This window comes from Mycobacterium sp. 012931 (assembly GCF_000419295.1).
Taxonomy (GTDB): Bacteria; Actinomycetota; Actinomycetes; order Mycobacteriales; family Mycobacteriaceae; genus Mycobacterium; species Mycobacterium marinum.
Window position 1 is genome coordinate 1,826,731 of record NZ_AOPX01000001.1, and the last position, 12,954, is coordinate 1,839,684.

The window sequence follows — 12,954 nt, forward strand, 5'->3', positions numbered from 1 at the left end:
GGGGTCCCCGTGTCGTTCGCTACCCGTTCAACCCATGCTGGCCGATCAGTGAACCCCCGGATCCCCCCACACCCGGGCCACCCGGTTGGGTGCCGGTGCCGCCGCTGCCGCCATTGCCGCCGTTGCCGATCACCCATGCATCGCCACCTTTGCCCCCGTCGCCGCCGGTGCCACCGGCGACCGAGGTGATCCCGCCGGCGCCACCGTTACCGCCGTTGCCGATCAGCCCAGCATGTCCTCCGGCTCCACCGGTCCCGCCCTGACCAGGCACGCTGAAGCCGCCCCAGCCGCCGGTGCCGCCGGCACCGCCATTGCCGAGCAGGATGCCCGCGTTGCCGCCGCCCCCTCCCTGGCCACCGTGGAGACCCGCGGCGCCACCGTCGCCCCCGTTGTCCCCCGCTCCTACTAGCGGGCCGGCTCGGCCGCCGGCGCCGCCTGCCCCGCCGTTGTCGTGGCCAACCCCGCCGTCGCCACCGTTACCGCCGGCGCCCAGCAGGCCGCCGGGTGCCGCCGGTTCCGCCGTCGCCGCCGGAGCCGCCGTCGCCGAACAGCCCGCCCGAGCCACCCGCTCCACCCAGGCCCCCCTGGTGGCCGCCGTTGCCGCCATTGCCGCCGAGCGCGCCGGATCCGTAGAGCGTGCCGCCGCTTCCGCCGGTGCCTCCGGTTCCGCCGATGGCGTCATCGGCTTGCCCGCCATCACCACCGGCGCCGCCCGCGCCCAGTAGTCCACCGGTCCCACCGGGACCACCCGTGCCGCCGACCTGGTGCGCGCTGACGCCTCCAACCCCGCCTTTGCCGCCCGAATCCAAGAAGCCGCCCGCGCCGCCTGCCCCGCCGCTGCCGCCGTTGCCGTCCAAGGAGCCCCCGCCGGTGCCGCCGTTGCCGAACAGGCCGCCGGCTCCGCCTGCTCCGCCGTTGCCGCCCGCACCCCCAGGCAGCCCGAAGCCGCCCACACCACCGGCACCACCGGCGCCCAACAATCCTGCGGCGCCACCGTTGCCGCCGTTGGTGCCCGCAGCGCCGGAGCCCCCGGACCCGCCGTTGCCGATCAATAGTCCACCCGGCCCGCCGTCTTGGCCGGTTCCCGGTGCTCCGTTGGTGCCATTGCCGATCAGCGGGCGGCCAATCAATGCCTGGGTGGGGGCGTTGATGATGTCGAGCAGTTGCTGCCCGGCATTGGCGGCTTCGGCGCTGGCATACCGATCGGCGCCAGCAGCCAACGCTTGTACGAATCGCGCATGAACATCCGCGGCTCGAGTGCTCAGCGCTTGATATGCCTGGCCGTACGCGCGAAAACCTGCGGCGATGGCCACCGACACCTCGTCATCGGCTGCAGCCAGGAGCCTCGTGGTCGGAACTGCCGCAGCTGCGTTGGCCGCAACGAGTGTCGTCCTGAGCGAGGACAGGTGGGTAGCGGTGGCAGCGAGCAACTCGGGCTCAGCGATCACAAACGACACCGGGCGCCTCCCATGCGGAACAACCAGAAATGACGGCCGGAAAAGACACCGCATCTTGTTGCTTCCTACTATGAATTTCTCCTATGCCAAGCCGCTACCGGTTGGCAAGTGGTTTGACGGATTTTGTCGGTCGATGTGCCGATGACCGAAGACGGTGTTGGCAAGGCGGCGTGCGAGACAGGGCCGCCGAGGCGAATCCGGGTGACCGCGATGTGGCGCAGGCCGATGTTGAGTTGGGTACGGGTAATTCGGACCGGGCCGGGGGCGCTGGCTGACGATACCGGCACCGAGCTACCCGGCATGCCGGGCAACAGCGGCCTCGCTTTTGCAGGCGATACCAATGTCGTTACCTGGACCATCCCCTCGGGGCCTGGTCGACCAGAACTTGTCGACCTGTGTCCGTAGACGTCGTGGATTGATGCGTTTCCGCCGGCGCTGATGACTACGGTTTGGTCACGGTCCGTGTCACGATTCGATAAGAACCGATCCGTCTTTTCCGAGACTTTCAGGCTTCGCGCGTCACTCTGGTCGCTTGCTTCGCACAGTCACCACGCTTGCCCGGCAGATCACCGGGAAGCGGTCGAATGAGCGAACCCGGTCACCGACCTGGGCCAAATTCCTCCGCTACCTTGGATCCCGGGTATTCGGGAACCTTCAACGATTGATTCGCCAATCCGAAGGAATCAAGTGATGAAGAAAATCATCGGTATTCGTGCGCGCCGGCAAGTGGTGTCCATCAGTGCGGGTTGCCTCCTCGGGGAACTGGCCATCGGATTCCTGGGTGCGCCCCAAGCGGCCGTAGCCGCTGACTGCAGTCCGCAAGGCGTGTCTGCCACCGTGTCGTCGGTGACCGCTTCGGCGTGTCAATATTTGGCGGCCCACGAAGGTGCCAACCAGATAGTCATGGCTGCCTATGGGCAACCGTATGCACCAGCAGCTGCCAGCTTGCGCAGCTATTTCACGGCGCATCCGCAGGAGTACCAGGACCTGCGTGCCATTCTGGCGCCAATCGCTGATACCGAGCGCCAGTGCGATGTGGCGGCGCTGCCGCCGGATCTCGAGTCGGCCTACCACGAATTCATGGCTGGTTGATCCGGGTGCTCAACGATGGCAGGTGCCCCTCCGCCCGGAGAGCACCTGCCATCATCCCGGCGCCACGTTTCTCGGCGCACAGCCCCGATGGGGCTCAGTGGTTGCGCAGCTTGCTGATCAACTCGTCTTTTGTCAGGCCCGAATACCTGGACATGCCAAGCTCTTTGGCCCGTTTCTTCAGTTCTGGCACCGTCCAGTCCGGATAGGACCGGGCCTTGCCGCCTTTGCGGCCCACCGAGGAAGTGCCCTGGGCAGCTGCCGCATTGGAAATCCGCGCTGCCCTTTCCTTGGAGCTGCCTTCTTTGCGCAGATCCCGGTATAGCTTCTCGTTCTTGATCGAGGGGTTCGGCATGATCACCTCCTTGGCATGACAGGACTCCCATCCAGGATGCCCGAGCCTGGCGGTGGTCAAACCTGTGCCGGGTTGGTGTCGATCCGATCACGTGGTGGTTGGTCAGCCCCGCCTCTGGTGAATCATCGCCACGGTCGCGCCGCCCCCCAGTGTTAACGTGACTTGCTGGCCGCCGGCTAGTTCACCGGCCGCCGGCTTTGACTTCGCTTTTCATCTGGCGGAACAGGTCCACGTAATAGGGCAGGCATTCTTTGAGCGCCTGTTCGGTGGTGAACTTGGGTTCATAACCGAGGTCGCGGCGGGCCTTGTCGACTGAGAAATAGTTGTCCAGGTACAGCCGTTCGACGGCCAGCGGCTCCAGCAGCGGCGCGGGCAATCCGAACCGGAAGTGCAGTCGTTGCCAACCAGTCATCGCCCGGTGCACCATCGGGCCGGAAACCCTTACTCGGGGCCATTTTTCCCCGCATGCTTCCACCACGGGCCGGGCGAACTCGAACATGTTGATCGGCTCTGCGTCGTTGATGAAGTAGGCCTGGCCGGGCGCGCTACCGCCGGGCGCCAAATGCTGGGCCGCCAGAATGAAACCGTGAATCAGGTTGTCTACGTAGGAGTTATCCAGCAGTGCTGACTTGGGCCCAACCAGCACCTTGACGTGGCCCTTGATCACGCTTTCGAACAACTTGCGGAACATCAGCTGATCGCCGGTTCCCCAGATGCCGCTAGGACGGATTGCGCAGGTGAGCATTTCATTGTTGCCGTTCTGCGACAACACGAATTTCTCTGCAACCACCTTGGTTTCGGTGTAGAGGTCATTGAACCGATTGGTATAGGGCAGCGTTTCGTCGCCGCCGGCGATGATTTGCCCGCCCATCACCACGCTGTTCGAGGAGGTGTAGACGAACCGCTTCACTCCGGCCTGCTGCCCCTCGCGCACCAGATTCTCGGTACCGCCGACGTTGACCGAGAAACTGCGCTTGCGGTACTCGTCGGTCACCGATGCGCCGCCCATCAGCTCGATGATGGCCGCGGTGTGAAAGACCGTGTCGACACCGTCGACCGCTGTGGCGCAGGTGGCCGCGTCGGTGATGTCCCCCTGTAGCACCTCCAACTGCGGATGCGGGGGCAGTGGCGAGGGCGCGCGGTCGAACGAACGCACGTGATGTCCACGGTCGAGCAGCGTGGTCACCAGGTTGGACCCGACAAATCCTGAGCCACCGGTAACCAGGACACGGCCGAGTTCGGTTGTCAGCGATGCATCACCCATGGGCCGAAGCATAACTAAAACGTGTTCCAGTTTGGAATATGGTTCGATACCCAATACTGGCCAAGATCAGTCCTGCTCGGCCTCGCTGGCGGCCAGCGCATCGGCCACCCGCTGACGTGCGCCAGCTAAGTGTTCCTCGCACCTTTTTGCGAGTACCTCGCCTCTTTCCCATAGCTTCAGCGACGTATCGAGGTCCAGTCCGCCCTGTTCGAGGAGGTGCACGACTTCGATCAGTTCGTCGCGACACGCCTCGTAGCCGAGCTGGCTAATGGGTGTAACCGAGTCGGTTTCCCCGTTGTGGTCGTCAAGCTCCATCAACACGTCCCTCGCTTACCGCGGTAACGGCACCGTCGCCTACCCGCACTCGTAGTCTGGTGCCCGCGGGCGCGTCGTCGACCGACCGCAGCACTTCCATTGGTTGACCGGCGGTCGAAACCGTCTGCACCACCGCGTATCCGCGGGCCAGTGTGGCCGCCGGACCCAAGGTGGCCAGCCGCGCACCCAGGTGGCCGATGTTTTCGGTTTCGGTGCTGATCAGCCGGCTGACATCACGCCGAAGCGCTGACCGGGCCCGCTGGATTTCATCGGAGCGGGTGATCAGCGCCTTGAGCGGGTCGGCAAGAACGGGGCGGCTGCGCAACTGGGTCAACGCCCGCTGCTCCCGAGAAACCCAATTGCGCAGCGCTTGTGCACTGCGCCGGCGCAGGTCCGCGACCAGGCGTTGCTCGGCGGCAGTGTCGGGGACTGCCTTCTTGGCCGCGTCGGTCGGGGTGGCCGCGCGCAGATCGGCGACCAGGTCGCACAGCGGATTATCGGGTTCGTGGCCGACCGCACTGATCACGGGTGTGCGGCACGCCGCGATCGCGCGGCACAGTGTCTCGTCGGAAAACGGCAGGAGATCCTCGACGCTGCCGCCACCGCGGGCCACCACGATTACATCGACTTCCAGGTCTGAATCGAGCTCACGCAGTGCTTCGACGATCTGAGCGACGGCATTGGGCCCCTGCACGGCGGTGTTGCGGACGGCGAATCGCACTGCGGGCCAGCGCGTCGCGGCAACCGTCGTCACGTCACGCTCGGCGGCGCTGGCTCTGCCGGTGATCAGGCCGACAGTGTTGGGCAAGAAGGGAATTGGCCGCTTGAGGCGCGGATCGAAGAGTCCTTCGGCGTCCAGCAGCCGGCGCAGCCGTTCGATCCGGGCCAGCAGCTCACCCACCCCGACAGCGCGAATCTCGTTGAGTCGCAGCGAAAATGTGCCACGCCCGGTATAGAACGAGGGCTTTCCGCAGACCACCACCTGGGTGCCTTCGGTCAATTTCACCGGTGCGCTCAGTACCAGGTCGCGCGGGCATGTGACGGTCAGCGACATGTCCGCCGCGGGGTCGCGCAGCACCATGAACACCGTCTTGGAGTTGGGCCGTATCGTGATCTGGGCTAGTTGCCCCTCAACCCAGACCGTTCCCAACCTGTCGATCCAGCCGGCGACCCGGATGGCCACCGCGCGTACCGGGAACGGGTTCTCGGCCGAATTCGATGCTGCGGCTGGGCTCACTTGGCGGTCGCGCGGGTGATCCTGTTGGCGAGCAGCGTCTGGAACGGGGCACGAGCCTTGGTGGCCTGCTCATAGGCCAGCAGGGCCTCCAGGTCCTCGACACTGAGCGACGCAAGCCGGGCCCGAAGCTGGGCCAGGGTCAGCGACGCATAATCGAGTTTGCCGGCGACTGCAGGTATCTCGGTGCTCGGCTTGGCGGCCGACTTCGGCTGCCTGGCCGGGGCCTTGCGGACCGGCGAGCTGGTTTCCCGGGATTCGGCGGGGTCCGACACCGAATACAACGCGAACCGTCCCTCGGTGCGACGATCGGCGTCCATGCTGTCGGCCAATGCCGTGGCGGACCCTTCCAAGGCGTTTGCATCATCCGGCAAGTCCTCGTCGAAGGTCGCCCACGCGGCCTGTTCGTCCTTCGGCGGAAACAGTGACTCCAGGGTGGAATCGCCCTTGATGACCAACTCGGCCAGGTTCTGTTGAAACAGCATCACCAGGTGCGCCGCCTGGCTGGCCAATGTCATCGGGTACATCAGGATGGTCCGCGGCAGCTTCATGGTCTCCTCGACGGCGACTGTTGCCGCGCCGACAATTAGCCGAACCCCATACGGTGCAGTTGCCATGGGTCCAAGACTGCCTCAAGCGGCGGCGAAGTCCAAGCTAGCCGCGGTGGCATGAGCGCAAATGGTCGGGAATGGCCTAGCCGTGGCGGCAGAAAGTACCCTGAATGGCATGGTGCCGACTATCGACATGGGAATTCCCGGTGCCTCGAGTTCGGTAGCGCACGTCCCGACCCGTAGACGGGTGCTATTGGCCGAGCCGCGAGGTTACTGTGCGGGCGTGGATCGCGCCGTGGAGACGGTCGAGCGAGCGCTGGAAAAGCACGGTCCGCCCGTCTACGTGCGTCACGAGATCGTGCACAACCGCTACGTGGTGGACACCCTGGCCAAGGCGGGTGCGGTATTCGTCGAGGAGACCGATCAGGTTCCCGAGGGAGCCATCGTGGTGTTCTCTGCCCACGGCGTCGCCCCGACGGTCTACGCGGCCGCCGCCGAACGCAACCTGCAGACCATCGACGCCACCTGCCCGCTGGTCACCAAGGTGCACAACGAGGCCAGGCGGTTCGCCCGTAACGACTACGACATCCTGCTGATTGGCCATGAGGGCCATGAGGAGGTCGTCGGAACTGCCGGGGAGGCTCCCGAACACGTACAGCTCGTCGACGGGCTCGACGGCGCCGAGCGGGTGACGATCCGCGACGAAGACAAGGTGGTCTGGCTCTCGCAAACCACGTTGTCGGTGGACGAGACCATGGAGATCGTCGCACGACTGCGCCAACGCTTCCCCAAGCTGCAGGATCCGCCCAGCGACGACATCTGCTATGCGACCCAGAACCGCCAGGTCGCGGTCAAGGCGATGGCACCCGAATGCGACCTTGTGCTGGTCGTCGGCTCGCGCAATTCGTCGAACTCGGTACGGCTGGTCGAGGTGGCGTTGGGTGCGGGCGCCCAAGCCGCCTACCTGGTGGACTGGGCCGACGACATCGATCAGTCGTGGCTGCAAGGTGTCACCACGGTCGGCGTGACGTCGGGGGCTTCGGTCCCCGAGGTGCTGGTACGTGGTGTGCTGGAACGGCTGGCCGAGAGCGGTTACGACATGGTGCAGCCGGTGACCACGGCCAACGAGACATTGGTATTCGCCCTGCCCCGGGAAATCCGGCCGGCGCGCTAGCGATTCCGCCGCGTTACGGCGTCAGACGTCGTACTCCCAGGATTCGGCCTGGGGCCGGCGCGGTGCGCGGGGACGACCCCGGCGATCCGGGCGAGGCTCGTCGCGGTATTGATCGCGGCCCTCGTCGCGGGGCGCCGCCCCGCGATAGCGGACCTGCGAGATCGGGTGGTGTTTCGGGTTGGCGTTGTTGGGCCCGCCGGTGCTGCCGCGCCGGCGGGGGGGCTCGAAGGGTTCAAACGGCTCATAGGGCTCATACGGCTCGTAGCGGCCGGCCCGGCGTTCATACCGATCGAAGGACTCCGGGGCCTCGGGTGGCTCGTATCCGCTGTAGGGATCGAAGCGACTGGTGCGGGGCGCGGGCCGCTCGTAGGACTCGTACGGGTTGCGCCGCGTGTGCGGATCACGCCGCGGCTGGCGCGGCGGCGTGGCGCGCAAGTCCGAGTCACCCGGTGGGCGGGGCCGGCGACGCGCCCGCCGGGGCGGTTCGGCCGCGTCGTTGTCGGGAGGGGGTGTCGGACGGCGGCGCCGCGGACGTTCGGCACCCGGGTCCGGCTGATCTTCTACCGGTGGGCGGGTGCGTCGCGCACGGGTGCGGTCGGTGCGCCGGGTGGTGGACCGACCGCCCGTGGAGCTGCGGCCGCTTCGCGATGACCGCCTGCCCGCTTCGGGTGCTGGCGGGGCCGCATCGGCCACGTCGTCGGGGTCGTCGGAGTCACCGCCCAGCAGGGCACTCAATTTTTCGGCGAGGCTGTGCAAAATCGGCGTTCGTGCGGCGGTGGTGGGTTCGCCGTCGTCACCGGTGGCCAGCGCGCTCGTTCGTTGCGCCATCCCGATGTACCACCTGATCAGGCCGATCAGCAGCACCGTACCGGCGGTGCCCAGCATCAATGGGAAACGTTCGATCAGCGGATAGCCGCAATTGATCTGGAGGTCCTTGAACTTGCCGATCTTGGCGGAGTGGAACAACCAGTAGGCACCGGGCACCGTGATGAAGAGGATCAACGGCGGCTGGATGACCGCGGTGAACACGCCCGATTGGCGGACCGCCAGCACCGCGGCGATGCAGCCCACGATGTAGAAGCCGGCGAAAACGTGTGTCAGATCCTTGTGGCCGGCGTCGAACGCGTACCCGAGTGCCGTCGTGCTGACGGCGATGAGAACCGCGCCCCACCACGGAGCACCTGGAATATTGGGAACGATTGAGCGGTGGCTTGGTGGCACCGCTGTTCTCGCCCGGTCCGCTGACACATCTAGACCGTACCGGCAATGCGCCCAAAGGCCCGTAAATACCTGGACAGTAGTCACGGGCGTGCCCCCGGCATCCGCTACGGGGATGGGCGCCCATAAGCCTAGATCGCGGCACCTTAGACTTGGCTCCCTGTGAGCTTGAGCCTGGGAATCGTGGGCCTGCCAAATGTGGGCAAGTCGACACTCTTCAACGCGCTGACACGCAACGACGTGTTGGCAGCCAACTATCCGTTCGCCACCGTCGAGCCCAACGAGGGGGTCGTTTCGCTGCCGGACCCGCGACTTGACAAGTTGGCGGAGCTTTTCGGATCGGAACGTATCGTCGCGGCGCCGGTGACCTTCGTCGACATCGCCGGACTGGTCAAGGGAGCGTCGGAGGGCGCCGGACTGGGCAACAAGTTCCTGGCGCACATTCGCGAGTGCGACGCGATCTGTCAGGTGGTGCGGGTGTTCCACGACGACGACGTGACCCACGTGTCCGGCCGGGTCGATCCCCGCTCCGATATCGAAGTCGTCGAGACCGAGCTGATCCTGGCCGACATGCAAACCCTCGAACGTGCCGTGCCCAGGCTGGAGAAGGAAGCTCGCAACAACAAGGAGCGCAAGCCCGTCCACGAAGCGGCGCTGGCGGCCCAGGAGGTGCTCGACAGTGGAAAGACACTGTTCGCCGCCGGGGTGGACACCTCCTTGCTGCGTGAACTGAACCTGCTGACCACCAAACCGTTCCTGTACGTGTTCAACGCCGACGAGTCGGTGCTCACCGATGCCGCGCGGGTCGCTCAGCTGCGTGAACTGGTCGCGCCGGCGGACGCCGTCTTCCTGGACGCGGCGATCGAGGCGGAGCTGGTCGAGCTCGACGAGGAATCAGCCGCCGAACTGCTGGAGTCGATCGGACAAACCGAGCGTGGCCTGGACGCGCTGGCCCGCGCCGGCTTCCACACCCTCAACCTGCAGACCTACCTGACGGTGGGGCCCAAGGAGGCCAGGGCCTGGACCATCCACCGTGGCGACACCGCGCCCAAGGCGGCCGGGGTGATCCATACCGACTTTGAAAAGGGCTTCATCAAGGCGGAGATCGTTTCCTTCGACGACCTGTTGGCCGCCGGGTCGATGGCCGCGGCCAAAGCCGCCGGCAAGGTCCGGATGGAGGGCAAGGACTACGTCATGGCCGATGGCGACGTGGTCGAGTTCCGTTTCCAGACCAGCTCCGGCGGTAAGGCAGCAGGGCGCTAGCGCGGATTCGGTCCGAAGATCCGAGGTTAGGAATCCGGCGCCGGTCGGTGTGCTCGTGGCAGGACAGGCGCGCTCGGATGACTGTACGGGTGCGGTCCGGTCGACGCGATTTTCTGCACCGCACTGTGACCGGACGCAACCGGGGATTTGCCCAAAGGTAGCCGCGATCATGCTTTTTCTTGGCGGGCGCAGCGTCGCATATTTGTCGGGCGTCGGCAATTATGAAATGCGATTCTGAAATTGTTTGGCGCGGTGTCGATTCAATTATTGCTGCTACTATGATCGCGGACATCGATGATATCGACCGAGCCATTCGATTTTGATTCTTGCGATCAGAGCGCCGTTCGGTTTGCGCCGTGAGTGGTCACACCCGGTCGTGAATATCGGCGTGATTGGCGCGCCGTCGCATTGGACGGAATTGGCTCGGTAGCGAACCAGGGCTCCGGCGTTAACGCCGGAGCCCTGTGGGTGGTGGCAACATTCGCGCTGATCCCGGCTGGCGCCGCCGTCGCGGCCTGCAGACCGGTGACCGTAGCGTCGTGCCCTTGCGACAGTCTGCTGATGACATCGGGCTGCAGGGTCAGGATTTCGTTCATGGGTTGAGCTATTCCTCTCGGTTTGACGGGTAGGGGCGTTGTTGTGGGCCGGTGGCCGCTTCGGGGGTGTTGCCGGTCAGGCCGGCGGCTGGCTGATCGCAGCGGAAATGGTGGCGAGTGTGTCGACAAGCGTTTGGCCCGACTGTTCGTCAAAGACGCTCACCGCTCGCTGCGCGTTCTGCAGCGCCTCGTTGACCCGCTCAGCGACCCCCTGCGCGCCCACCTCTTTCAGCAGACCGTTTTCGATGCGGATGCCGGTGAGCCACTGGTAGCCATTGAGCGTCACCTGCACGGACTTGGTCTCGTCGGAGGCTTTGAAAACCCCGTTGTTCATGTGGTGGAACCGCCCCTGCAGGGTGGATTGAAACTGCGACATCAAGGTCAGCGCCCGGGCCGCCGTGGGGTCCAATTTCATGGTCACTGCTCCTTGCTGTCTTCGAGCGGGCTGATTCCGATGAGTCCCTCGGTCCAGGCTCGGTTCTCGGCGTAAAGCATTTCCTGTTCTTGTTGCGAGGACTTGGTTTTGGCGTTTCCTTGGCCCTGCCCGGGTGCGCCCATCGGCATGCCGCCGCCCATCAGGGGGCCGCGGGGCACGTTCCCCCGGCCCAGGCTTCCCGCACTGCCCGCCGCGCCGGTCGGTACGGATCTGGCATCGATTCCGTTGGCCGGCGGTGGTGCCAGCGCGCCGCCGCCAACGCCTCCGCCGGTGGACGCCGGCTTGACCCCCGTGCCGGAGGCCAACCTGGATGCGCGGCGTAGCGCATCGGCCGTGGCCCCCATGCCGTCGCCGCCCGGTGACCCGGTGAAGGGCATCGTCGGCAGGGTCGGCATCGTGGGCATCGTGGGGGTGCTCGGCAGCCTACCGCCAGGGATTACCGGGATATCGCCGTGGGGTTGCGGGTCGGTTGGGGTGGGGGCGTGCGGCGGGCTGGTCGGATGCAGTGGGTCGATGGTTGACTTCTCGGAGTAGTCGGAAGCACCTCTGCCGACGTCTCGTGCTTCTAACGCCGGAGCCCTGGTCCCGGCGCCGGCGGCGCGGGTCGGCAACGTGCGCGACGGCGCTGCCGGCCAGTGCGGGGTGGCCTGTCCGTTCCAGATACATTAGAAGACAGGGGTCATCATGCTGTGGCACGCGATGCCACCGGAACTCAACACCGCGCGGTTGATGGCCGGGGCGGGGTCAACTTCGATGCTGGCAGTCGCCACGGGGTGGAAGGACTGGGCAGCGGCCCTGGACGCGCAGGCCATCGAGGCGTCGGCACGGCTGAAATCCGCGGGTGAGGTGTGCAGCGGGGAAAGCGGCGACCGAGCGATTGCCGCGGCCGTGCCAATGGTGAGTTGGTTGGCCACAGCCTCAGCGCGGGCGAAGGCGCGTGCCACGCAGGCGTTGGCACAAGCCGCCGCGCACGCCGACGCGCTGGCGGCCACCCCACCGCTGCCCGAGATCGCGATGAACCACATCACGGCCGCGGTCGTTACGGCTACCAACTTTGTGGGTATGAGTACGGCGCTGATAGCGCTCAGCGAAACGGACTATTTCACCCGGATGTGGAATCAGGCCGCCGCGGCAATGGATGCTTACCAGGCGCAAACGGCCGTCAACACGCGTTTCGGCGAGCCCGACTCGATCAAGACCAATCTTGGTGTCTGGGGCCTGGCCAACGGGCTGGATCGGGTCGCCACGATTGCCCGCAACGTGGCCCTGCCCGCCAAAGAAGCGATCCGGCAAACGCTGACCCAGAGCTCGGGTATGGGCTGCTCGATACCGCAGCCGGCGCAGGTAACGTCGCTGTTTGGCCATCCCGGCGGCACTGGCGCGGGACTGGACCAGGGCGAGGGCGTGCAGATCGGTTTGTTGGGGGCCAGTCCGCTGTCCCACCATCCGTTGGCCGGTGGCTCGGGTCCCAGTGCCGGGGCGGGACTGATGCGGGCGGATTCGCTGCCCGGCGCAGGCGGCTTGTCGGCGCGCACACCGCTGCTGGCCGGCTTGCTTGACAAACCCACCGTGGCGATGGGACCGGCCGCGGTCAGCGCCGAATCGGCGGCCACTCGGGCCCTGCCCGACGTCACACCGGCGACTACCCGGCGACGGTGCCTACCGGCCGATAAGTGACCGATCCGAGGCTGCCCCGGTCACCGGGGCGCCGCCCGCCAGCATTTTGGCGAGCACACCGCAACCACCAGGCGCTCGTGTGAGCCAGGCCACGCGTTGGCCCGGGAAACACCGGCTGATCAGCCTCTGGCGCGGCCCAATTCGACCGCGGGTGGTCTCCGATCGGTCTCCGATACGCAAATGAACAGTTGCACCGCTAATCGGACGCAATCTCGTCGGTCGGCATTTTCGCAGGTCAACCACCTCATCAAAGTGGTTCGAGCGATTGCTGATTGTTTGCTGATTACTCAGTAGTCACTTCTGTTTCAATATGTAGATTATTGCG

13 protein-coding genes and 1 pseudogene are annotated in these 12,954 nt (G+C 65.9%); 4 read left to right on the forward strand and 10 right to left on the reverse strand.

Going from position 1 to position 12,954, the window contains the following annotated elements:
- Positions 1 to 25 precede the first annotated feature (25 nt).
- A pseudogene (locus MMSP_RS08295) lies at positions 26 to 1,457 on the reverse strand (PE family protein); the annotation flags it as partial.
- Positions 1,458 to 2,147: 690 nt separating this feature from the next.
- On the opposite strand from MMSP_RS08295, the gene MMSP_RS08300 reads away from it, so the two are divergent.
- Positions 2,148 to 2,549, forward strand: a complete 402-nt coding sequence (locus MMSP_RS08300) for a heme-binding protein (protein WP_020786247.1) — start codon at positions 2,148 to 2,150, stop codon at positions 2,547 to 2,549.
- Between the two features lie 94 nt (positions 2,550 to 2,643).
- Here MMSP_RS08300 and MMSP_RS08305 read toward each other — a convergent pair whose 3' ends face one another.
- From MMSP_RS08305 to MMSP_RS08325, 5 genes are all read right to left on the reverse strand, one after another.
- Positions 2,644 to 2,901, reverse strand: a complete 258-nt coding sequence (locus MMSP_RS08305; protein WP_015356899.1) for a Rho termination factor N-terminal domain-containing protein — start codon at positions 2,899 to 2,901, stop codon at positions 2,644 to 2,646.
- A 181-nt stretch (positions 2,902 to 3,082) separates the two neighbouring features.
- Positions 3,083 to 4,177 (reverse strand): NAD-dependent epimerase/dehydratase family protein, encoded by a 1,095-nt coding sequence (locus MMSP_RS08310; protein WP_020786248.1) that lies wholly within the window; start codon positions 4,175 to 4,177, stop codon positions 3,083 to 3,085.
- 54 nt (positions 4,178 to 4,231) lie between these two features.
- Entirely contained in the window at positions 4,232 to 4,480 is a 249-nt protein-coding gene (locus MMSP_RS08315) for an exodeoxyribonuclease VII small subunit (RefSeq protein WP_020786249.1), read from the reverse strand.
- Positions 4,470 to 5,717, reverse strand: a complete 1,248-nt coding sequence (xseA, locus tag MMSP_RS08320) for an exodeoxyribonuclease VII large subunit (RefSeq protein ID WP_020786250.1) — start codon at positions 5,715 to 5,717, stop codon at positions 4,470 to 4,472. Before xseA ends, MMSP_RS08315 begins: the two co-directional genes overlap by 11 nt.
- On the reverse strand, positions 5,714 to 6,331 hold the full coding sequence (locus tag MMSP_RS08325) for a lipid droplet-associated protein (protein ID WP_011738548.1): 618 nt from the start codon (positions 6,329 to 6,331) through the stop codon (positions 5,714 to 5,716). Before MMSP_RS08325 ends, xseA begins: the two co-directional genes overlap by 4 nt.
- A gap of 109 nt (positions 6,332 to 6,440) precedes the next feature.
- Between MMSP_RS08325 and MMSP_RS08330 the strand changes: the two genes are divergently transcribed.
- Positions 6,441 to 7,439 carry a 4-hydroxy-3-methylbut-2-enyl diphosphate reductase gene (locus tag MMSP_RS08330; RefSeq protein ID WP_036427171.1) on the forward strand — a complete coding sequence of 333 codons (999 nt, stop codon included), beginning with the start codon at positions 6,441 to 6,443 and terminating at the stop codon, positions 7,437 to 7,439.
- Between the two features lie 21 nt (positions 7,440 to 7,460).
- On the opposite strand, the gene MMSP_RS08335 is transcribed toward MMSP_RS08330, so the two are convergent.
- Positions 7,461 to 8,687, reverse strand: a complete 1,227-nt coding sequence (locus MMSP_RS08335) for a DUF6542 domain-containing protein (protein ID WP_051153638.1) — start codon at positions 8,685 to 8,687, stop codon at positions 7,461 to 7,463.
- Positions 8,688 to 8,819: 132 nt separating this feature from the next.
- On the opposite strand from MMSP_RS08335, the gene ychF reads away from it, so the two are divergent.
- Positions 8,820 to 9,920, forward strand: a complete 1,101-nt coding sequence (gene ychF, locus MMSP_RS08340) for a redox-regulated ATPase YchF (RefSeq protein ID WP_036426329.1) — start codon at positions 8,820 to 8,822, stop codon at positions 9,918 to 9,920.
- Positions 9,921 to 10,252: 332 nt separating this feature from the next.
- Here the strand turns inward: ychF and MMSP_RS28245 are convergent, their stop codons facing one another.
- From MMSP_RS28245 to MMSP_RS08355, 3 genes are all read right to left on the reverse strand, one after another.
- Positions 10,253 to 10,516, reverse strand: coding sequence for a type VII secretion target (locus MMSP_RS28245; protein WP_235065709.1), 264 nt, complete (start codon positions 10,514 to 10,516; stop codon positions 10,253 to 10,255).
- Positions 10,517 to 10,592: 76 nt separating this feature from the next.
- Positions 10,593 to 10,931, reverse strand: coding sequence for a YbaB/EbfC family nucleoid-associated protein (locus MMSP_RS08350; protein WP_012395912.1), 339 nt, complete (start codon positions 10,929 to 10,931; stop codon positions 10,593 to 10,595).
- Positions 10,932 to 10,933: 2 nt separating this feature from the next.
- The gene (locus MMSP_RS08355) at positions 10,934 to 11,347 is read right to left on the reverse strand and encodes a hypothetical protein (protein WP_020786254.1); all 414 of its coding nucleotides are present in this window, start codon (positions 11,345 to 11,347) and stop codon (positions 10,934 to 10,936) included.
- A 289-nt stretch (positions 11,348 to 11,636) separates the two neighbouring features.
- Here MMSP_RS08355 and MMSP_RS08360 point away from each other — a divergent pair, with 289 nt between their 5' ends.
- Entirely contained in the window at positions 11,637 to 12,629 is a 993-nt protein-coding gene (locus MMSP_RS08360; protein WP_020786255.1) for a PPE family protein, read from the forward strand.
- Positions 12,630 to 12,954: the final 325 nt, after the last annotated feature.